A 20890-nucleotide genomic window follows, 5' to 3' on the forward strand; every position below is an offset into this window, starting at 1 on the left:
TTACATTGTGTTTACATTCTGGAAGTTTTCATTTTACATTAAATTATTAGCATGAGATCAAGTTGCAGAAAGGCGGTGGTCAGGACTTCAAATGAATGAAAGCAATCACTGTATATTGGAGCTGAGTTTACCGTCTGATTTATTTGAAAAATTAAAAAGAATAAAGGATCAAACTGGGAAAAGTATTGATCAAATCATTATGGAAGTGGCGGAAAAATTTTTATTGGAAACGGAAAGTTGACTATTGTCTTAAGGTTATTGTTGTAAAGCCCGGGTAGCCCCGGGTTTTTATTTTTATGCCGATATTCTTAATAATGCCTGAATAATTCTGCTAGTAATTTAATAAGAGGATTTTTTGCAGGCTATGTAGAAAATTACATGGCAATAAAAATCAAACATTATAGAATTATTTGTGGAAATATGTTCCAGTTTTCCATCATTAATTGGTTGATTAATTTTCCAAGGAGCCAAAACATGTTTATTAAAAAATGCGCAATATTTTTATGTGTATCCATGGCTTTAACTTTCTTTCAGTGCGGGGACGCCGCTTTGGCGGCCACAGCCTCAAAGATGGACAGTTACCTTTCCTTTCAGCTGAAGAATAAACTGGAACGGGCGTCCCAGAAAACCCCTTTTTCCATCTCTTCCGAAGGAACGGCGGAGGAGCAAAGCCTGTACATATATTTTTCCAAGGAACCCACGTCCCGGCAGCTGGAAGATTTGTCCTCAATGGGTATCAAGGTTTACCCGGACTCCTGGCTCTCCCCGCCGGGTTCCGGCGAAGGCTTTCTTTTAGCCTCCTCCCCGGTGGACAAACTGCCCCTTCTGGCCGGTAAAGACTACGTGGTCAGGCTTACCTCGGCGGAAAAGAAGCTAAAACCCTATAACGACCTGGCCGCCCAAAAAATAGGGGCCGATATTGTCCGCGAAAGTCTTAATTATGACGGCTCCGGGGTTAAGGTGGCTGTTCTTGATTCCGGGCTTGACCTGGGGCATAAGGATATCGCGGCTCCAATTCAGAAAAAGGATTATTCCAATTACCCCAAACTTGACAGTGGAATTGAAGATATGGTCAGCGGTCACGGCACCCATGTAACAGGAAGCGCCGTGGGCAGGGGGACCCTTTCCGGCGGCAGGTACAAGGGGATGGCTCCCGGCGCGGACCTCATATTTCTTAAAATAGGCGACGATGATACGGGAGATGCCACCAGCGCGGCCATGGTGCACGCCATAAAGGATGCCCGGGACGTTTACGGAGCGGATATTATAAATATCAGCTACGGCGGCTGGAGCGATTATCACGACGGGTCGGATGAAATATGCCGGGCCGTGGACTGGGCAACTGACCAGGGGGCGGCTGTTTTTACCGCCGCCGGCAATGACGGAGACGCGGAACGGCATTATTCGGGCACCGTGCCCGCCAGGGGTTCATCCGGCTATATCAGGGTTGATGTGGATAATAAAGACGGATATGACTTTCTTATGTTTAACCTGGTTTGGTATGACGGGCTGGGTGTCAGCAAGGACCTGGAGTTGGAATACTATGACAGCAAAAAGAAAAAATTATCATGGGTAGTGGCGGGTGAGCAGTCCGAAAGCCCCAGGGGCACGGAGAGCGAGTATTCCGGCTACCCTTATTTACTCCCTTACGGAAAAAGCACTTATTATCTCAAGGTTGTCAATAATTCCTCAAAGGATCAGTTTTTTCACATCTATGAAGGGACTTACGGCAATGTGACCTTTGCCGATCCCGACCCCGGTTACACCGTCGCCTCGCCTGCGGAGGCCGACGGGGCCATTGCCGTGGGCGCTTATGTAACCAGGCCGGACTGGGTAAATTACCGTGGCAAATCCTATCAGGCAGAACAGGCGGCTTTGGATCAAGTGGCCGGTTGGAGCAGCCGGGGACCCCGGGTTGACGGTACGAGAAAGCCTGATCTGGCAGCACCGGGGGTTGCTATAATTTCCTGCCGGGACGAAAACGCCATAGATTTAAACGGAGTGTATGACAGCCTGATTATTGATAATGATGGCGATGACCTGGACGGCTCCGGCCCTGCGGACTACATTGCGATGTATGGAACCAGCATGGCCTCCCCGGTGGCGGCCGGGGCTGCCGCACTGGTGCTTCAGGCAGTTCCGGAAGCCAGGGGGGATTCCGGGCTGCTGCGCTCCATCCTGGTTGATACGGCGGTGGATGCCGGCGAATCAGGGCCGGACAATATGTATGGTTACGGGCTGATTAACGTGGCGGCTGCCGTTGACAGGTATATATCTAACGGCTCTTTAAAGGTTATGTCCACGACTCCTGATAATAAAGCCACCGGAGTTAAGCCGGACGGGGCTGTCACTGTTGAATTCAACAGGGAAGTGGCGTCCGGTGATAATTTTAACGCCATTACCCTGGTAAATAACGGGGATAATTCCCCTGTGAGCATTACCGGCAGCATTGAAGGCAATATTCTGTCAATCAGCCACCCGGCACTGGCCGGGGGAGTTACTTACCGTCTTGATATACCCGCCGGGGCGGTAAAGAGCGCTGACGGTGAAATAATGGAGAGGGCTTATAGCATTACCTTCACCACCCTGGCGGTGAAACAAAAGGTTCCCAGGGTCAGTTCCGTGAAATTCAGCAAGGAAACGCTGATTATAAAGGGCTCTAATTTTGAAAAGACCGATGGATACTCCCGGGTTGTTTTTATTAATACCGATACCGGTGAGGAGCTGAATGCCGGTGATTGCGGCAGTGTCACCGTAAAAAGCGGCAAGGAAATAAGGGTGGAGAATTTGCTGCTGGCCGGGGGCGAATATTCGGTGACTGTGATAAACCCGGGGGAAGTATATTCCAACGCGAATAAAACCTTTACAATTAAAGATACCCTTACTCCCCGGATATCCAGGGTTACCCCCAAAACCCGGGGTTCCGGGAGCGAATCCTTCAAAATGACTATTTACGGCTCCAATTTTCTAAGCGGCTGCCTGGTTGAGTATAAACCGTCCGGCGGGCCGGATTTTATCGCTCTGCCTGAGGATGTGACGGTACAAAGGCAGAGTGATAAAATTACCGTTGTGGATTTTCCCGGCTTGGAGGAAAAGGGCTACTATGATATAAGAATCACCAATAACAGGGGCAGTTTGTCCGGCTCCTCCAATCTGGAAAAGGCCTTTAAAATTAAATAAGCTGGTTTTCGGGTGCCGCCTCTACAGTCAGGAAAAAAGGAGAATATTCAGGTGAAAAACAATAGCAAATTGGTCAGCTTTACAATTACCTTTTTCGTGCTGGCGGCCCTGGTTCTTTTTTGGCACGCCCCCGGCGCATACGCGGAAGAAGCGGAGATATATGTGGACGATGAAGTGGTGGTGTCCGATAACGCTCCTTCATATAATTTCGGGCGAGTATTCATTGTTGAAGATGATGAGTCGTCCGATGCTTTTAAGGAAACACCGGTCCATATAACTTTCACCCTGGTGGACGGGGTGGAGTTTCCGGATGATGCGGATTTCAGCGGCATGCTTGATAAGTCCAGCACCGTCAAGCTGGACCGGGTAATCAGCAGCAGTAAAATAAGTGTGACCTTTTCCGTATACGGAAGCTCCAATGTTAAGGATAAAGCCGTTTTTGATTTTGGGGAACTGGAAATCCAATCCTCCTTTGAAGGTGACGTGGAGGTGGAGATAGAGTCTCTGGACAGTTTGATCCCTTCGGACACCGTGCTGCTCGGAGAGGTGCTGCCCGAAGAAATTGACGTTTCCGAGGTTAGCACCAGCACGCTGGTGGTGGGAGACGTGGATGTGGCCACCGGGATAGTGCGCATAACAGAAACAGTGGCCGGCAGTCTTAATGGGGGGGTAATAAACGTCACCCTGCCGGAAGGCATAAAATTCAGTTCTAAAAAACCCTTTAGCGGCGGCGGCACTTTAGCCAACCTGGTCGGCCAGGACAGGATAGACCCGAAGGACGGTTCGACAAACTGGGAATTAAACGGGAACAGGGATAAACTCAAACTTTACCTGGCCAATAAGGTTACAAACAAAAGGGGTTTTCTGGATTTAACCTTTAATGTTAATGTGGATTTTGAAGCCGAGCCCGGTGATGTTTTCATCGATCTGGAGGGGGATGAAACCAACAATATCCCGCTTAACACATTATATGTGGCCAAACTTAAAGACGTCGGGGTGACCGTCAATGTCGCCGGGATAAAAACTATTACCGCCGGCACCTGGGATGAGGAACTGGGCGAGATAAACATAGTATCTTCCTCTCCGGGAAGTTTAATCGGCAACAGATATATAGTTGCAGAGCTGGATAACGCCAGGTTTGTGGGGGAGCCTTCCCGGGTGAGGGGGCTGACCCTTACTGAAAACACCGGGAATAAACTGGTGTGGAAATTGGAGGATACTCCAAGGGGCGAGTATGCCCTGAACAATATCCGCATTTGCACCGCCGCCGACACCATTGGTGAGGTTACCATAAATTTTACCGGCACTGCGGGGCTGGACGAGATTGTTACGGTGGCCAACGTTATGCCCCCGGTTGTTGTTAATGTGGAGGGCTTTACCGGGTTAAAGGCGGGTGTCCAGTCCCAGCCCTTTACCCCGGTTTTAGTAAGGGAGAGCGGGGCGGGGGCGATAATGGCGGATTCCGCCGACATGGAGCTGTCCCTGCGATGCCCCGACGGTGTTAAATTTGCCGCCCGGCCGATGGCCGCGGTGGTTGAGGGTGATATTGTCCTTGACAACAACGGCTATGTATATTTGAGGGACAGGGGCAATGACGGCACTTTTGAGGAGGCCTATTTAAAAATTGAAAAAGCCGGTACCGTTCCCTCCGCCATAAGGTTTGCCAATATTATGCTGGATGTTTACAGCGACTGCCCGGACGGGCCCATTGAATTATCGGTGGGGGGATCTTCCCTGGTGGAGGAAGAGACTGCGGAGGTTTTTGGGGATGATGTCGCCGCCAGGGCTGTTGTCGGTCAAATATTTACCACGGTTCCCCTTAATAAAAGCAACGGCATATTCTGGGTGGGCAAGAGTTATTACAATCAAAACGAAAGCCTGGCAATGGCGGGGGTGGCTCCCTATATCAAGGACGGCAGGGTCTACCTGCCCCTGCGGAATGTCGCCTATCTTTACGGTCTTACCGAAAGGGACATTACCTGGGATCAGGCCACCCAGACAGTGAACCTCACCGGCGGCGGCTATTCGGTGGTTATGAATATCGGTAAAAACGAGTACAAGCTAAACGGCGCGGATATGCGGATGGAGGTGCCCCCGGAGATATATAACGGCCATACCATGGTACCGGCCAGGTATCTGGTGGAGGCTTTAGGGGGGAAAATAACCTGGAACGACCAGTTAAAAGCCATTTATATTCAGTTTAAATAAACAGCCCCCAAGACTCCGTCCTCGAAGGCCCTGCCTGAGGAAACTGATTTCACACTGGTTATTCCCCGGAATGCCGTAACCGACGCGGCCACCAAAAAGCTTTCCCTGGAAGGCGATGAGGAAATAATTTTCTTTGTTGAATAGTTCACGTTGGAATATATATATATTGGGCTTAAATGCGGCTTTCCCGGCAATATGGGGGGAGCCGCCTTTTTTTTCGCCGCTTGTTTTGTTTGATTTTAATCCCTGCCATAAATATAATTTACATAGTGTAAAATTAACTCGATTAAAGGAGAACATTATGAGCCGTTCCAAGGTGGCCGTATTGAAAACCTCCCCCTCCTCCGTGCTGGAGGATTACGGGAAATTGATGCGGCTGGCCGACTATAAAAAACATCTGTCCCCGGACAGTGACACGGTGATTAAGCTGAACCTGTCCTGGACAAAATATTTTCCCGCCTGCTCCTCCCAGCCCTGGCAGCTGGAGGGGGTGGTGAAAACCCTGCTGGAGGACGGCTGCCGTAAGGAAAGCCTCTGGCCGGTGGAAAATAAAACCGTGGTGACCAACCCGGTGAAGGGTGCCGTTAACAATAAATGGATGCCGGTATTGAACAGGTACGGGCTTGGCTTTACCCCCCTGCCGGATGTGGAGTGGGTGGTGTTTAAACCTAAAGCGAAGCTTTTGATGCTGGATAAAATTTTCCCCGAGGGCATTGAGGTGCCCAAAATGTTCCTGGGAAAAAACGTGCTTCACCTTCCCACGGTGAAGACCCACGGCCACAGCACCACCACCGGGGCCATTAAAAATTCCTTCGGCGGGCTGTTAAAGGAGGTCAGGCACTACTGCCACAAGTACATGCACGAGGTGCTGGTGGACCTGATGCTGCTGCAGCGGGAAATACACGAAGGCATATTCGCGGTTATGGACGGAACCGTGGCCGGGGACGGGGCGGGCCCCAGGACCATGATACCTTACGTTAAGGATTACATACTGGCCAGCGGCGATTCCGTGGCCATAGACGCGGTGGCGGCTAAAATGATGGGCATGGACCCCATGTCCATACCTTACCTGCGGATGTGCCACGACAGGAAACTGGGCTGCGCCAATCCCGGGGAAATAGAGATTGTTGGCGAGGATATCAGCAATGTTAATTTCGGCTTTGAGGCCAAAAAAAGCTTTGTTATCTGGGGTGACCAGATGATCCGGAAGGGGTTTCTGCGGCCCTTTGAAAAAATATTGCTGCACAGCCCGCTGATGGTATGGGCGCCCTTTGCCTCAAATGTATATCACGACTTTTTCTGGTATCCCACGGTGGGCGGAAACAGGATAAAAGCCTTCGCCCGGACCGGTTGGGGGAAGTTATTTGAGAAGTATTGACGCGGGGCCGGGTATGAAAATATATTTTGTTTTGGCGCTGGCCATTTTATTGAATGCCGGGGCCAACATACTGATAAAAATAGCCATGCAAAAAAGTCCAATTCTTATAGAACAGGGCACAGTGTTCAGCAGCCTGCTTCAAGCTGTTAAAAATCCCTGGCTGCTGCTGGGGGTGTCCTGTTTCGGTCTGGCCCTGGTGGCCTATAGCGCCGTGCTGAGCAAAATAAATTTGAGCATAGCATATCCCGTTATGACCGGGGCGGGGTTTTTAATTGTCTTTATTGTATCTGCCCTGTACCTGAAGGAGCAGTTGACACACCAGCACATTATGGGCGCTTTGCTGATACTGGCGGGGGTCTGGCTGCTGGCAGGCAGAAATTAAATCTAACGGGAGTTTGCCGATATGTTTAATTTTTCGGGATATGGTCCGGAAGCCCGGGGCGGAAACAGGCTGGTCAGCGGGCGTATGGGCCCGGCGGAGCTGGCAATGGCCGCGGCCTTGACTGTTGTTGCCGCCATTGTCTGGTACCTTTATTATGATAAATATTTTATCGGGCTAACTTTGAACGATGCCATGGACTACGCCGGCATAGCCCGTAACGTGGCCGAGGGGGAGGGCTTTATATCGCAGTACCTGACCCCCTTGAGCATGGCGCACCAGGGGGTCCCCCAGCCGGATATGTGGCGGGCCCCCCTCTGGCCCCTGGCCCTGGCCCTCTTTCAAAAAGTATTCGGTTTCATTGACGAGGCCTCGGCGCTGGGAACGGGGTTTTTCTACGTTTTAACCGTTCCGGTGATGTTTTTGCTGGCCAGGCTGCTGTTCAACAACGCTGTGGCCGTGGCTTCGGTGCTTTTATACATATTTAGCCCGCAGATGCTGAATTACGGCATTTCCGGCATGACGGAATCCATGTCCGTTTTTTTCATGGCGCTGGTCTTCCTGGCCCTTTTATCCCCATCCACGGTTAACCGCCCCGGGGACTTGCTGCTGGGCGTTATTATCGGTCTTTTTTACCTGACCCGTTACAATGCCTTGCTGTTTCTTCCCTTTATCGCCGTTTACCGGGCCTATCAGTGGCCTAAAAGGGGGTTTGGCCCGGCTCTCCGGGTGGCGCTGGGTTTTTTGCTGGCGGTGTTTCCCTGGTTTATAAGAAATACCCTTTTGTTCGGCAACCCGCTGTTTTCCCTGCAAAAATACGAATTTATGATGTTCACCGAATCCTATCCCGATTACGTGATGTATGTTTTGCCGCACAAGGCGGACGCGGCGGGCTTTTTACTGAACAATACCGGGGAAATAATTGACAAGGTGGCCGGCAGCTGGAATGAATTTCTAACAATGTCCCTGACAGCGGATTTCTGGGGGGTGACTCCGGTTATCCTGCTGCTGTTTCTGTTGCCGGTATTCCTGGCGGACAGAAGGGCGGCGGCCTTTAAGGCCCTGGTGGCGGTAAATTTTATTGTTCAGCTGGCGGCGCTGCTGGTTATACATTTTATACCCCGGCTGTTTTTAATATTTACCCCACTGGTAATTATCGCCGGGGTGGGTTCACTTATGACCCTGTTAAATTACCTGGCGGGACTTTCAAAAAACATCCCCCGGCGAAAGGGGGTTAAACTGATAGCCGGCTCGGGGATCATTATAATCACAGGCGCGTTCGCCCTGTGGAATTATTTTGGCAATCAGCCCGGGGCGCAGGAGAGGACCAGGTTCCCCCAGGCCATTTTTGATATTTCCAGGACAACCTCCGGGGGGGATCTGGTTATCACCAACGAGGGTCACATGGTGAGCTGGTACGGGAACCGCTACGCGGTGAAAATACCCTACTCCATTGATATGATTCCGGAGATGGAAAAAATAAGCTCCGCCAGGGCGCTGTTTATATCGAACAGGATTTTCTGGCACATGCCGGAGGTAAAAAACGAATGGAAAAACATATTGTACAACCGGCCTGAAAGATTCTACGGTTTCAGGCTGTACAAAGTATTTTCCGATGGCGGGGTGTTATATCTAAAGGAGTAGCAATACCGGTTTCGTCATTATTCTTTGTATTTTAAGATTGTTTTAAGGTAATATTGGTAAGGTATCTAGTGAACTACCCCTCCCATCCCCACCCTTCGCTCTCGCTCCGCGGGTAAGGAAGGCTCAGGATGGGGACTTCCCGGCGGGAAAGTTAAATTTGTTATGAAAGGAAGTTTTTTAAATGCGGAGGTTAATGGTTTTAATTGTTCTCGGTGTATTGCTGGTTTCCGGCGTGGCGGGGTGCGCCAAGAAGGAAAGCCCCAAGCCGGAAAGCCCCGCCGCTCCCTCTAAACAGGCCGAACAAAAAGAGCAGCAGCCCGAGGCCAAGACAGTCACGGTGAGTGAGCTGACAGCCAAGGAGAAGGAGTACGTTCCCCGGTTCGTGGAGATACATAAAAAAATCAGTGATTTGTATGCGGCTTTCAATAAAGGGTCAATTGACAGGCAAAAGCTGAACAGCGAACTGATGAAGTTGAAACCCGAAGTGGACCAGCTTAATAAGGAGTCCAGGGAGTATCACAAAGGCAATAAATTAAGCCCTGAGGACAGGAAGGAACAGGTATATAAAGACGGGTTGATATACGGCAAAAAGTTACCCAATATTCTTGGGAATATGGTGGTTGTTCCCTCCAAAGGGGTGAGCCTGATAAAACCGGCCGACAACTCCTCCAGCGGCAATATGACCATAGAAAAGAAACAGCTGACTGATGAGGAACTCAAGGCCGATTACCAGAAGAGGGAAAAGGACTACCAGGAGTATTTGAGCAAACTGAATTCCGTAATGCCCAAATAAATAAAAAATGCCCCTGTCTCCGTTATTGAGCGCAGGGGCATTTTTCCGCGGTATTGGGTTTATTTCATGCTTTGTGATATTAATAGTGGCAATGCTCAATATATTAGCGCCATTGATATAATGATCCACAAAACCAGATCAACCTGCAGCGGCCTGTCGGTGAGTATTATTTCCTCCGGGCTGCCCCCGGAGTTTTCGCTGTACACAAGGTACAGGTACCTGAACAGCCCGAACAGCACAAAGGGTACAGTGGCCATTGACGCCAGGCTCTGCCCGGATTTGAAGGTGTATAAAAAGTAGGTCACCATGGTGGATGCGGTTACAATGGAGATCATCTGGTCAATCAGGGGCAGAGTGTAGGATTCCAGGGTGTTGCGGTGATTCTGCGCGCCGTTGCCCAGCAATTTCATTTCGTTTCTTCTCTTGCCCAGGGCGATGAAGAGGGCCAGGAAGGCGGTGCACATCACCACCCAGGGTGATAGGTACACCTGTATGGCTTCCGTTCCCGCCACCACCCGGATCACAAAACCGGAGGCTATTGTGAAAACATCCAGTATTATTACCTGCTTCAAATAGAAGGAATATAGCACCATCAATGAAAAATACAGCGCCGACAGTCCTCCCAGGGCCGGGGAGATGGCAAAGGCCCCCGCCAGCGCCGCCGCGGATAAAAGGATTGCGGCGGAAATTGCTCCTTTAACGCTTATCTTTCCGGCGGCCAGGGGGCGATTTTTCTTTTTGGGGTGCTGCCTGTCCTTTTCAATGTCAACAATATCATTGATTAAATACACGCCGCTGCTTAAAAGGCAGAATATCACGAAGGCGGCTATGGACGTCCATAGCATTTCCGGGTTAAAGGCGTTTTTGGAAAACACCACCCCGGCGAACACAAAAAGGTTTTTAGTCCATTGCCTGGGTCTCATTGCTTTGAAATAGTGTCTCAATAAAAACAACCTTTCTTTTCTGACTCAAAAATAAGCCTTTCGACACGGATCAGTTAATTCCTCTTCGAAACACCCGGGCACTCCCTGTCAATACTTTTTAGGGCAGCATATATTTGCCTGGACCTACCGGGGACATCCCTCCGTGAAGGCGTGCCCCCTTTCCCAAGTTGGGGACATTCCTTCGTGAAGGTGTGTCCCCTTTCCTCTTAAGAAAAATAATGTGCTATGGAGTGCTGTTATAAAATGTGGTAAAATGTTTTAGAGTCTTGCATTGTGCCGGTTGACCGGAGGATGAAAACCGTTGAAAATAAAACTGCTGGGCGCCGGTATTGACGGATTGAGCCTTGAACAGTGTGTGGATAGGATTGGAGAGTTTATTGCAAGCGGTGCTCCCCGTTTAATAATTACATTGAATCCCGAGATGCTCTACCAGGCCCAGCGGGAGCCGGAGCTTTTAAGGCTAATTGGCCGGGCGGATCTGGTTACCCCGGACGGGGTGGGCATAGTGTGGGCCTGCCGGGTAATGGGGGAACCGGTTTCCGAAAGGGTTACCGGTATCGACCTGATGCAAAAGCTTCTGGAACGGGCCGGGGAAAAAGGCTGGAGGGTGTTTTTTCTGGGCTCGGCGCCGGGGGTGGCTGAGGATGCCGCCCGGAATGCGCAAAAAAACTATCCGGGCATAAATGTTGTGGGCACGCATCACGGGTATTTCAAGCCGGGTGATGAGCCGAATATTATAAAAATAATTAAATCCGCCGGCCCTGACCTCCTGTTTGTGGCCCTGGGAGCGCCCCGGCAGGAGCAGTGGATAGATAAATACAGGGAAATCCTGGGGGTTCCCGTGGCCGTGGGGGTGGGCGGCAGCCTGGATGTGCTGGCGGGCAGGGTAACCAGAGCCCCTTTGTGGATGCGGAAGATACATCTGGAATGGCTGGGCAGGCTTGTCAGGCAGCCATCCCGCTGGCGGAGAATGATGATTCTCCCCAAATTCGCTTTTATGGTTTTAAGAAAAGCTAAAAGGTAAGGGACACGCCTTCGGGCCGCCGGAAAATCTTTTACTTTTCAATTGATTTCCCGAAGGAATGTCCCCCGGCTTATTGCAAACGGTCTGTGCCGACGTTTGACGTTAAGCGTCTTGCGACTATACAGGAAAGGCAGTATCTTTCATGCCGAAGGTTGTTATATCCGGGTACATCGGATTTAAAAACAACGGCGACGAAGCCATGTTATATGCTATTCTCAAGGTTCTGGGCAGGAGAATCCCGGGTCTTGAGCCCGTTGTCCTTTCCAGGGACCCGCAGGAAACGGGGCGCTTTTTCGGCGTGAGGGCGGTTCCCAGGCATGACCTGGTGCGGATCTGCAGGGAGCTGAGCCGGGCCGATCTCCTTATCAGCGGCAGCGGCGGGCTGTTGCAGGACGTTACAGGCCCCAATAGTATTTTATATTATTTGGGCGTGGTAATCCTGGCCAGGCTGCTGGGAAAGCCGGTGTTTTTTTACGGCCAGGGCATAGGTCCGGTTGAAACAATACTGGGGAAATCCCTGATGCGGCTGGTGGTAAACAGGGTGAGCGCCATCACCGTGCGGGACAGCGAGTCCGGGGATGAGCTTAAATCCCTGGGGGTTAGCAGGCCTCCGGTATATGTCGCCGCAGACCCGGCCCTGGGACTGGACGTGGATGACGTGGATCCCGCCCTGGGCGGCGGAATACTGGCGGAACTGGGCGTGGCCCCGGATAAGCCCCTTCTGGGGGTGTCGGTAAGGCCATGGAAAAACCTTCAGGAATACAAAAGGGTTGTTGCCCGGGTTTGTGACCGGCTGTCCGAAGAAGGCTGGAGGATTATTCTTCTGCCCATGCATTATCCCGGGGACATGGAGGTCAGCAGGCAAATATCGGCCATGATGAAGAACTCCCCGGTAATGGTGGAAAGGGAGATAAACTTTAAAGAAATGCTTTCCCTGATGATGCGGGTTAAAGCCATAATCGGCATGCGGCTTCATTTTTTAATCTTCGGGGCGCTGCTGAACATACCCATGGTGGGAATATCCTACGACCCCAAGGTGGACAGGTTTTTAAACCTGGCCCGGATGCCTTCGGGGGGGGATATAAGCAGTCTGAATTTTGACCAATTGCTGACCCGGGTTCATCATGTCCTTGAACACCATGATGAGTTAAGGGAAAGGTTGGCCGGCCGGGTTTCGGTATTGAGGAAAGAAGCGCTGAAAAGCGCGGATTTGGTGGCCGACATGCTGAAAAAGGTATAGCGGCCGCTATGGGAACAATTTGCTGGTTAATCTCGTCTTATTCCTTAAGGGGGCTGATTCGTGAAAAGTAATAAACCGGCTTTACGGGCGGGGTTGCTGACCGGTTTGGCTCTGGCCGGGGCTGTTTTATTCGGCGGGGTAATGGCCGGGGCCGCGGGAACCGGCAGTCCGGGCAGCGAGGATGACCCGCTGGTCACCAAAAGCTTTGTAATGGAACAGATTGAGAAGGCCCTGGCGGAGCTGAAGGATGCTCCCGCAAAAAATGAGCAGGATAATAAATTTGTCTGGCAGGTTGCGGAGTTGCCTCCCGGCCAGCAGTTTGAGGGCATGGCCGGCACCGAGTTTATTGTCAGGGCGGGTAAGGCCGTGCTGGTGGACCCGCCGGGCAGCGGGGTTCCGGATATAACCGCCGGAACCAATGTCCGGGCCGGCAGTACCCTGGCGCTGAATCATCAGTTGATTATACCCCGTACCGACGGGAGAGGTTTTATTTCCCTGGGCGATAAAAATGTTATAGTTATGTACAGGGGAGAAGCGGTAATAAAATAGAATTATCTCGCTAACAGCCTGTAAGACCCGTCCTTAAAAGGTCGGAGATAAACAGGCTGTAAAGCTCGAACTAAGTTCGCTCTAAGGTTTACTTATATTTCACCACAGTAAAAGAGAGGTGTTCAGGGTGAGACACCAAAGACCCAAACCAAGATACAAACTGAAAAGCAAGGTCAGGCTGGTGGTGCTTTTCGTTTGCCTGATGCTTGTGGCCGCAGGCGGTTATTTATGGGCCAACGATTTTTTTCCTTTAAGTCCGGATGATGGTTTGCCGGGGATTATTAAGTCTTCCGAGGATGAAGCCTATCAGGGCAGGAAAAATATACTGCTCCTGGGTATGGATGCCCGGCAGGGAGAGACCAAGGCGCGCACCGACACCATGATGCTGGCCAGTATAGATACGGAGAAGAATCAGCTGGCGGTGGTTTCCATTCCCAGGGATACCAGGGTGGAGATACCCGGGCACGGCATGGAGAAGATAAACAGCACCACCCTGTACGGCGGCCCTGAATTGGCCATGGAGACGGTTTCCAAACTGGTGGGAGTGCGGGTTGAGGATTATGTCATTACCAACTACGATGGTTTTAAGGAAATAATCGATGCCCTGGGCGGGGTAAGCATGGATGTTGAAAAGAGGATGTACCATTACGATCCCCAGGACGGCGGTATTTACACCATTGACCTGCAGCCGGGAGTTCAGCGGCTTGACGGGGAGAAGGCGCTTCAGTTTGTACGCTACCGGGGATACGAGCTGGGTGACATATCCAGGACCGAGTATCAGCAGAAATTCCTTACCGCCCTGGCCAAAGAGGTTATGCAGGCCGGCACGGTGTTGAAGCTGCCCAAACTGCTGCCCAAAATCAATGATGCCGTTGCCACCAATATAAACCTCACCGATATGGTAAAGCTGGCCAACGCGGCCCGCAAAATGACCGAGGCTAATATTGTCACCCAGACACTGCCGGGAACTTTCCTGGATTATAAAGGCACCAGTTTCTGGAGCGTTGACCCGGATCAGGCCCAGGTGATGGTGGCCCGCCTGTTTGACGGCGTGAAGACCGATAAGGTGGTTCAGGGCTCAACGGTGGTGGCCAGCAGTGATAAAAAGAAAGATGAGAACAATAATGTTTTACCGGGGGCCGTGGTGCCCCAGGAGGCCGGTTCCACTTCCGGGGAGGGTGACAATGTAAACGGCGGGGAGACGGCAACGGATAATAGCGCTGAACAGCAGCCGCCCCAGGACGGAAAGCAAAGTAACGGCAATTCTTCCAAGCATTCCGGCAAAGGCGGAACCGATTCCGCCGGCGGCGGAAAAAGCGGGGTTGTTATAGAGTCCGGCGCTGATGAATCAAGCGGAGCAAACGGGGGCAGTGTAACAATTACCCCTTCCCAGCCCCAGGGGATTCCCGGCGGCATATTCCCGCAATCCTGACAATATAAACCAAAAAGCCCGGACTGAGTCAAGGGGACGGTTCCTTTGACTCACCCGGGCTTTATTATTTTCTATTTATCGGCATTCTCAATCTCCGGGGCCGCGGCCAGCATTCCCGCCATAAACCAGAAATAAGCGGACATCATGGGCACTTCAAAAATATTTTCAACACCGTTATGCAGCATAACGCCGGTGAGCCCCGCCAGAATACCCGCCGCCAGCAGTCTGGCTTTTCCGTCGGCCAGCCGCCGGAGGGTGGCGAATCCCAGGCGAATGGTGTTCAGCAGCAGCCACAGCAGCGCCAGCAATCCAATAAGGCCGCTCTCCACCGCGGTTTTCAGGTAGAAATTGTCCACGTAAAAGCTGCCCGGTATACGGCGGGTGGCCACCGCGCCGCCAAAACGGCCGAAGCCTTCTCCCAGCCAGAGATTTTCCTTTAACCGGTCAAGGCCCATGCTCCAGCGGGCCAGGCGGCCCGCCCGGGCGCTGCTGTCCAAATAGGCGGAGGAAAACATGTAGCTCATCCGGGAGCCTATGCCGGGAACGAATTTCAACACCCCCAGACCTCCGGCCACCATGACCAGGAGCATTTTGGGGCTGTATAAAAGGCTGTACAGCGCCAGTCCCCCGGCCAGGGCCAGCCAGGCCCCCCGGGAGTAGGTGAATACCAGGCAAGCCAGCATTGCGGCCAGGCAGGCGGCGTAAAAAAGCCGTCCCGGGAGATTGCCTTTTAGATTGATTATCCTGCTGATTGTTACGGGTATGATTAATATCAGAAAGCTGCCCAGCACGTTTGGGCTGGTGACGATGGAAAACACCCTGGTGCGCACCCCGGCTTCGGCCTGGTCCACCCAGCCGGCGGGCATTTCAACCCCGATTATATACTGCAATATGCCTATCAGCGCCAGTAAAGCGGCTGTCCCAATTATTCCGGTGATCAGGGCGTCGAACTGCCGCCGGTTGATGAGCAGGTTGGCCGCCACAAAATACCACAGCAGATATTGAATGTACACCCTGGCGCCCTCCGCCGCCAGGGTGGCGTCAGGGGAACGCAGGAAATACAGGAATAAAATAATTCCCATATAGACCACAATCGGTATGTCCAGCATGGTATGCCGCCAGTAAATTCCGCCTCTAACCGCCATTTGCAGGGGCCAGGCCAGGAGAATAAAAAGGAACAGCAATTCGTCCCAGCTTCCGGAAAGGGCGGCCAGGGGGGATATATTTCTCAACAGATAGTCCGCCACCGGGTAGAGGACTATCAGCCAGAGGGCCGTCTCAACCCTGATTCCGGCGGCGGCCCGCCAGGCCAGGCTATTTTCAATAAAGGCCGGCAAATTTATATTGTTAGACAGGCTGCCAGGTATGGACCGCCTGAGCAGCGAGCCTGCCGCGGCAAAGGGAGCGGCCAGTATTCCCGCCGGTACCGCCGCCAGTTTTATCAGGGCGGATGAGGTTACGGCTTTTTGGGTGGTATAATAAGGAGCGCCCGTGAAAAATCCCAGGGTGAGGCTTCCTCTGCCGTATTGGCTGAAAAAAGCGTAAATCCCCACTATAAATTTATATAATAAACTGTTTCTCACTACTTCCAAGATATACTCCCCTTTTCCGTTTAACTTTTCCGCCGGGAAGTCCCCACAACCTTGGCCTTCCTTACTGGTGAAGCGAGAGCGAAGGGGTGGGGGCAGTTCACTAAGGGTACAGTGCAATTATACATGACAGGCCATAATATCTCAACGGCCCAAAAACTCCTTGTCGAACTCCGGTAGAATTGATAAAATGGTTAGAGCAATGCCCAAGGAGGCACTACCGGTGAAGCAAGTACGGGTTCTCCACGTAATTGGCGGTGGCGAATTCGGTGGGGCTGAACGTCATATACTCAATCTGGCCACAGCCATGGACCCGCAGAGGGTGGCTATTACCGTATGTTGCCTTTTTGCAGATCCATTTGTCAAGGTGGCCAGGGACGTGGGTATTAACGCCCTGGCTATTCCCATGCGTCATAAAATGGATTTGAGCATAATAACCAAATTACGTGATGTAATAAAAAAAGAAGAAATCGATATAGTGCATACCCATGGGGTGCGGGCTAATCTGGTGGGAAGAGTGGCCGCAAAGCTGGCCGGCAGGGATACCGTGGTAACCACGGTGCACAGTCTTCTGGCCCAGGACTATCCCGGCATGTTCAGCCGTCTGGCCAACATGTTTATTGAGCGCGCCTCCCGGGGACTGACCACACATTTTATTGCCGTTTCCGGAGGCTTGCAGAAGGCGCTTTTGCAGCAGGGCATACCGGAGAAGAAAATTACCGTGATATATAACGGGCTTAACCCGGAGGATTTTATTGCCAAACTCCCTTTGGGCACTTGGCGTGTAAACATGGGGATAGAGCCTGATGTTTCCCTGGTGGCGATAATCGGCCGCTTGCACCCGGTTAAGGGACACCGGATATTTTTAAGAGCGGCGGCGGAGATTCTTAAAAACAGGCCGGAAGTCCGGTTTGTGGTGGTGGGCTGCGGCCCTGAGAGGGACAGGCTGGAGGAGTACGCCAATCTGCTGGGTATTTCAGAGGCAGTGCTGTTTACGGGGTTTGTGGATAATGTGGCCGATATATTGCCCAATTTGAATTTACTTGTTATTCCTTCCCTATGGGAGGGCTTTGGCCTGACAGCCCTGGAGGCCATGGTGGCCGGCGTTCCGGTGGTGGCTACGTCCGTGGGCGGACTGCCCGAGGTGGTGGAGCACGGCAGCACCGGATTGCTGGTGCCCCCCGGGGATGATGCCGCCCTGGCCAGAGGTATAAACTGGATGCTGGATCATCCCAACGAGGCACTGGAAATGGCCGAGTCGGCCAGGAAAGTGGTGGGGGAAAAGTTTACCGCCAGGGTGATGGCCAGAAAAACAGAGGATCTTTACCGCAGGTTAATGGAGGTCTGAATTTGGAAAGGAAACTGACCGGGGAAAACATTATATGTATTTCGTCGGTGGACTGGGAGCCTATTTGGACCCGCAAGCAGCAGGTAATGTCCCGGCTGCCGGCTTCCTGTAAAATACTGTATGTGGAGCCCCCCATAACCCTGCTGTCCGCCGTCAAGGACCGTTCCCTCTGGTTTAAGTGGCTGCAGTGGTTGAAGGGGCCCCGGAAGATAACTGAAAACATTTACCTGTACTCACCGCCAGTGGTGCTTCCCTTCGGTAATATTTACAGTTGGGTTAACCGCTTGAACCAGCGGTGGCTTTTGCTTTTTGTAAAGAAAATTGCCAGGCGGCTGGGAATGGATAATCCGCTGGTATGGACCTATCTGCCCAACAGCCTGATCCTGGCGGAGGGTTTGAACCCCAAAATATTAATATACGATTGTGTGGATGAACATTCGGAATATACGGGTCTTATCAAAAAGGATACCATGCTGGAGATGGAGCGGGGCCTGCTGGAACGCTGCGACCTGGTGTTCGTCACGGCTCCGGGCCTTTATGAGAGTAAGAAGGAGTGCGCCGGGAATATTCATCTCCTGCCGAACGCCGCGGACGTGGAACACTTTGCCCGGGCCGCGCTGCCGGAAACCCCGGTTCCCGATGAAATCGGCGCTTTATCCGGGCCGGTATTGGGGTTTGTGGGGGTCATACATGACTGGATTGACCTGAACTTGATAGCCTATTTGGCCCAAAAACGGCCGGACTGGTCCGTGGCCATGGTCGGTCCGGTGGGGGCCGGCATAAGCGTGGACCGGCTGAAGGCGCTGCCCAACGTGCATTTTTTCGGACGCAAGTCCAAGGAGGAACTGCCGGGATACATCAAGGGCTTTGACGTCTGTCTCAATCCCTTCCGGATAAATGATCTTACCCGGAGGGTCAGCCCTTTAAAATTTTATGAGTACCTGGCTTCCGGGAAGCCGGTGGTAAGCGTGGAAATGCCCGGGGTAATGGAATTCTCCGGCGTAATCGAGACAGCGTCCGATTATGAGGGGTTTAACCGGGGCGTGGAGCGGGCCCTGGCCGGGGAAAGCGAAGAAAGAAAAAAACTTCGTCTCGGCGCGGCCGCCCGGAACTCCTGGGAAAGCCGGGTGGAGTTTATGATGGACAAGATACGGGAAGTTATGAAGCATTAATCATTGCAGGGGAGGTACTAATTAAATGAGCCGGGAAAATATCAGGGTTGCCGTATTCGGGCTGGGGTTCGTGGGGCTGCCGCTGGCCCTTAGCTTTGCCATGAGGGGTTGTACCGTATGCGGTGTCGATGTTAATGAAGAGCTTGTGGAGGAGATAAATTCCGGGGTGACCTATCACCAGGAAAGCTACCGGGGCCTGGGAATCAGGGAAATACTGCGGCGGGAACTGGACGCCGGAAGATTTTCGGCAACCGGCCGTCCCGGGGAGGCCATGGCTTCCTGTGACAATATAATAATTACCGTGGGCCTGCCGGTAAGTGACGGCGTCCCCTATTACGGCCACCTGGAGGATTGTGTCCGGGCGGTGGCCGCCGGGCTGAAAAAGGGTGACCTGGTGGTGGTCAGGGGAACCATGGTTCCGGGAATGACCCGGGGGCTGGTGCTGCCCCTGTTGGAGGAAAGCGGCTTAAAAGCCGGCGAGGATTTTTACCTGGCCTATTCCTCGGAGAGGATTGCCGAGGGCAAGGCCTTTGAGGAGTTTGAGAACATGCCCGGCCTGGTGGGCGGTTACGACGAAAAAGCCGCGCTGCGGGCCAGGGAATTGCTGTCGGTGGTCACCAGGGCGGAACTTGCCCTGGCTTCCTGCTTCGAGGTGGTGGAGACCGCCAAGGTGGTGGAGAATGTCTCCCGGGATGTAAATATAGCCCTGGTCAACGAGCTGGCCGTGTTTTGCAAGGCTGTGGGAATAGATGTGTTTGAGGTCATAGCCCTGGCCAACACGCACAAAAGGGTCAGCCTGCTTGTACCCGGACCGGGGGTGGGCGGTTACTGCATTCCCAACGCGCTGCACTACCTCACTCCAAAAGCCGGGGAACTGGGTGTGGACCTGCCCCTGATGAAAACGGCCAGGCAGGTGAATGAGGAAATGCCCGCCCATGTGGTATCCCTGGTGATGAAAAATTTGCGGGTGCCTCCTTCCGTGGGAAGGGTGGCGGTGCTGGGTATCGCCATGAAGGATTATTCCAGCGACGACCGCTGCAGCCCCGCTCACCGGATAATCAATCTGCTGGAAAGAGCCGGGCTGGAAGTCCGGGCCTTTGACCCGGCTGTGCCCGCAAGGTATCATTTCAGCGCGGACAGCCTGGAAAAGGCCCTTGAAGGCGCGCACGGGGCATTAATACTGGCCCGCCAGGAAGGAATCGACCTGTCCGACCTGGAACGCATTGCGGGAATGCTCAACGGCGGTATAACGCCATTTATAATAGACGCAAAAAATATCCTCAGGGGAAGGAAAATCCCACCGGGCTTGGTGGTGGAGGGACTATAAAGAAGTGAGACAAGGGAAGACAAGGGGACGGTTCCCCTGACTCAGCTGTTGAGTCGGGACCGTCCCCTTGTCTTATTGTCTCACTTTAGTCCTTTACTTCTATTTTCATTATGGTTCCCTTTAACTCGTAATCCCTGGATTTGACGTAATAATCCTTGCCTATCCTTATTTCCTGCCCGCCCATGGTTATACTGGCCGAGGATATGTTTACCTTACCTTCGTTTACCACAAATACATCCTTCATGTAGGGGTCGTAGGATATTACCTTGTTCCCCTGGGCGTTGAGGTTTACGGAAAGGCCGGGTTTTATATCCACTGATTTGACTGTTACCGTGGTATAACTGCCGCCCTGCACCATTTTGTCTCCTGCTTTAACCGCCTGGGCCAGTTCGGGGCGGACGCAGGGGACCATTACCTGGAATTCCACGGTCTTTATTTCCCCCTGGGCTTCCTTGTGAGTGTATTTGTAGGCCGCGCCCGCCCCCACCAGCACAATCACCAGTAATATAATTAAATCAATCACGTTAATGATTCCCAGAACCTTGCCCTTTTCGTCAATCAATTTCATTATGTTCCTCCTTAATAAGGTCAGGGGACACACCTCTAATGAAAGCCCGACTTTTGGGGTGAGGAATGTCCCCAACGTATGTCAGGGGACACACCTCTAATGAAAGCCCGACTTT

Annotated in this window: 17 protein-coding genes; 14 read left to right on the forward strand and 3 right to left on the reverse strand. The window is 52.3% G+C overall.

From position 1 onward, the window contains the following. The first annotated feature begins 91 nt into the window (after nucleotides 1-91). The 7 genes from DCCM_RS18805 to DCCM_RS16230 all read left to right on the forward strand — a co-directional run bounded on the left by DCCM_RS18805 (nucleotide 92) and on the right by DCCM_RS16230 (nucleotide 9582). Nucleotides 92-241, forward strand: a complete 150-nt coding sequence (locus DCCM_RS18805) for a hypothetical protein (RefSeq protein WP_165792217.1) — start codon at nucleotides 92-94, stop codon at nucleotides 239-241. Between the two features lie 233 nt (nucleotides 242-474). Further along, nucleotides 475-3180 carry a S8 family serine peptidase gene (locus DCCM_RS16200; protein WP_165792218.1) on the forward strand — a complete coding sequence of 902 codons (2706 nt, stop codon included), beginning with the start codon at nucleotides 475-477 and terminating at the stop codon, nucleotides 3178-3180. Nucleotides 3181-3231: 51 nt separating this feature from the next. After that, nucleotides 3232-5388, forward strand: coding sequence for a copper amine oxidase N-terminal domain-containing protein (locus tag DCCM_RS16205; RefSeq protein WP_104373436.1), 2157 nt, complete (start codon nucleotides 3232-3234; stop codon nucleotides 5386-5388). A 301-nt stretch (nucleotides 5389-5689) separates the two neighbouring features. Further along, the gene (locus tag DCCM_RS16215; protein ID WP_104373438.1) at nucleotides 5690-6766 is read left to right on the forward strand and encodes a DUF362 domain-containing protein; all 1077 of its coding nucleotides are present in this window, start codon (nucleotides 5690-5692) and stop codon (nucleotides 6764-6766) included. Then, nucleotides 6753-7148, forward strand: a complete 396-nt coding sequence (locus DCCM_RS16220; RefSeq protein ID WP_104373439.1) for a DMT family transporter — start codon at nucleotides 6753-6755, stop codon at nucleotides 7146-7148. Before DCCM_RS16215 ends, DCCM_RS16220 begins: the two co-directional genes overlap by 14 nt. 21 nt (nucleotides 7149-7169) lie before the next feature. Continuing rightward, nucleotides 7170-8789: an ArnT family glycosyltransferase gene (locus DCCM_RS16225; protein WP_104373440.1), complete on the forward strand. Its 1620-nt coding sequence runs from the start codon at nucleotides 7170-7172 to the stop codon at nucleotides 8787-8789. Between the two features lie 181 nt (nucleotides 8790-8970). Next, on the forward strand, nucleotides 8971-9582 hold the full coding sequence (locus tag DCCM_RS16230) for a hypothetical protein (RefSeq protein ID WP_104373441.1): 612 nt from the start codon (nucleotides 8971-8973) through the stop codon (nucleotides 9580-9582). Between the two features lie 95 nt (nucleotides 9583-9677). Here DCCM_RS16230 and DCCM_RS16235 read toward each other — a convergent pair whose 3' ends face one another. Beyond that, entirely contained in the window at nucleotides 9678-10526 is an 849-nt protein-coding gene (locus DCCM_RS16235) for a decaprenyl-phosphate phosphoribosyltransferase (protein WP_231702820.1), read from the reverse strand. Between the two features lie 301 nt (nucleotides 10527-10827). On the opposite strand from DCCM_RS16235, the gene DCCM_RS16240 reads away from it, so the two are divergent. From DCCM_RS16240 to DCCM_RS16255, 4 genes are all read left to right on the forward strand, one after another. Continuing rightward, nucleotides 10828-11550, forward strand: coding sequence for a WecB/TagA/CpsF family glycosyltransferase (locus tag DCCM_RS16240; protein ID WP_104373442.1), 723 nt, complete (start codon nucleotides 10828-10830; stop codon nucleotides 11548-11550). 142 nt (nucleotides 11551-11692) lie between these two features. Beyond that, nucleotides 11693-12790 carry a polysaccharide pyruvyl transferase CsaB gene (gene csaB, locus DCCM_RS16245; RefSeq protein WP_104373443.1) on the forward strand — a complete coding sequence of 366 codons (1098 nt, stop codon included), beginning with the start codon at nucleotides 11693-11695 and terminating at the stop codon, nucleotides 12788-12790. A 60-nt stretch (nucleotides 12791-12850) separates the two neighbouring features. Then, nucleotides 12851-13339, forward strand: coding sequence for a hypothetical protein (locus tag DCCM_RS16250; protein WP_104373444.1), 489 nt, complete (start codon nucleotides 12851-12853; stop codon nucleotides 13337-13339). 127 nt (nucleotides 13340-13466) lie between these two features. Beyond that, nucleotides 13467-14771, forward strand: a complete 1305-nt coding sequence (locus DCCM_RS16255) for an LCP family protein (protein ID WP_104373445.1) — start codon at nucleotides 13467-13469, stop codon at nucleotides 14769-14771. 71 nt (nucleotides 14772-14842) lie between these two features. Here the strand turns inward: DCCM_RS16255 and DCCM_RS16260 are convergent, their stop codons facing one another. Beyond that, nucleotides 14843-16354 carry an O-antigen ligase family protein gene (locus DCCM_RS16260; protein ID WP_231702823.1) on the reverse strand — a complete coding sequence of 504 codons (1512 nt, stop codon included), beginning with the start codon at nucleotides 16352-16354 and terminating at the stop codon, nucleotides 14843-14845. Nucleotides 16355-16583: 229 nt separating this feature from the next. Between DCCM_RS16260 and DCCM_RS16265 the strand changes: the two genes are divergently transcribed. From DCCM_RS16265 to DCCM_RS16275, 3 genes are read left to right on the forward strand one after another with little or no spacing between them, the layout of a single operon-like run. Continuing rightward, a complete protein-coding gene (locus DCCM_RS16265) occupies nucleotides 16584-17708 on the forward strand; it encodes a glycosyltransferase (protein ID WP_104373447.1) in 1125 nt (374 codons plus the stop codon). Between the two features lie 2 nt (nucleotides 17709-17710). Further along, a complete protein-coding gene (locus DCCM_RS16270) occupies nucleotides 17711-18880 on the forward strand; it encodes a glycosyltransferase (protein WP_231702821.1) in 1170 nt (389 codons plus the stop codon). Between the two features lie 25 nt (nucleotides 18881-18905). After that, nucleotides 18906-20207: a nucleotide sugar dehydrogenase gene (locus DCCM_RS16275; RefSeq protein ID WP_104373448.1), complete on the forward strand. Its 1302-nt coding sequence runs from the start codon at nucleotides 18906-18908 to the stop codon at nucleotides 20205-20207. A gap of 85 nt (nucleotides 20208-20292) precedes the next feature. Here the strand turns inward: DCCM_RS16275 and DCCM_RS16280 are convergent, their stop codons facing one another. After that, nucleotides 20293-20775 (reverse strand): DUF4330 domain-containing protein, encoded by a 483-nt coding sequence (locus DCCM_RS16280; RefSeq protein ID WP_104373449.1) that lies wholly within the window; start codon nucleotides 20773-20775, stop codon nucleotides 20293-20295. Nucleotides 20776-20890 lie beyond the last annotated feature (115 nt).

The organism is Desulfocucumis palustris (assembly GCF_002933875.1).
In the GTDB taxonomy this organism is placed as follows: Bacteria; Bacillota; Desulfotomaculia; order Desulfotomaculales; family Desulfocucumaceae; genus Desulfocucumis; species Desulfocucumis palustris.

Coding starts and splice junctions, on each gene's coding strand:
- DCCM_RS16225 (WP_104373440.1), top strand. CDS start 7,170: ATGTTTAATTTTTCGGGATATGGTCCGGAAGCCCGGGGCGGAAACAGG.
- DCCM_RS16215 (WP_104373438.1), top strand. CDS start 5,690: ATGAGCCGTTCCAAGGTGGCCGTATTGAAAACCTCCCCCTCCTCCGTG.
- DCCM_RS16200 (WP_165792218.1), top strand. CDS start 475: ATGTTTATTAAAAAATGCGCAATATTTTTATGTGTATCCATGGCTTTA.
- DCCM_RS18805 (WP_165792217.1), top strand. CDS start 92: ATGAATGAAAGCAATCACTGTATATTGGAGCTGAGTTTACCGTCTGAT.
- DCCM_RS16230 (WP_104373441.1), top strand. CDS start 8,971: ATGCGGAGGTTAATGGTTTTAATTGTTCTCGGTGTATTGCTGGTTTCC.
- DCCM_RS16280 (WP_104373449.1), bottom strand. CDS start 20,775: ATGAAATTGATTGACGAAAAGGGCAAGGTTCTGGGAATCATTAACGTG.
- csaB (WP_104373443.1), top strand. CDS start 11,693: ATGCCGAAGGTTGTTATATCCGGGTACATCGGATTTAAAAACAACGGC.
- DCCM_RS16275 (WP_104373448.1), top strand. CDS start 18,906: ATGAGCCGGGAAAATATCAGGGTTGCCGTATTCGGGCTGGGGTTCGTG.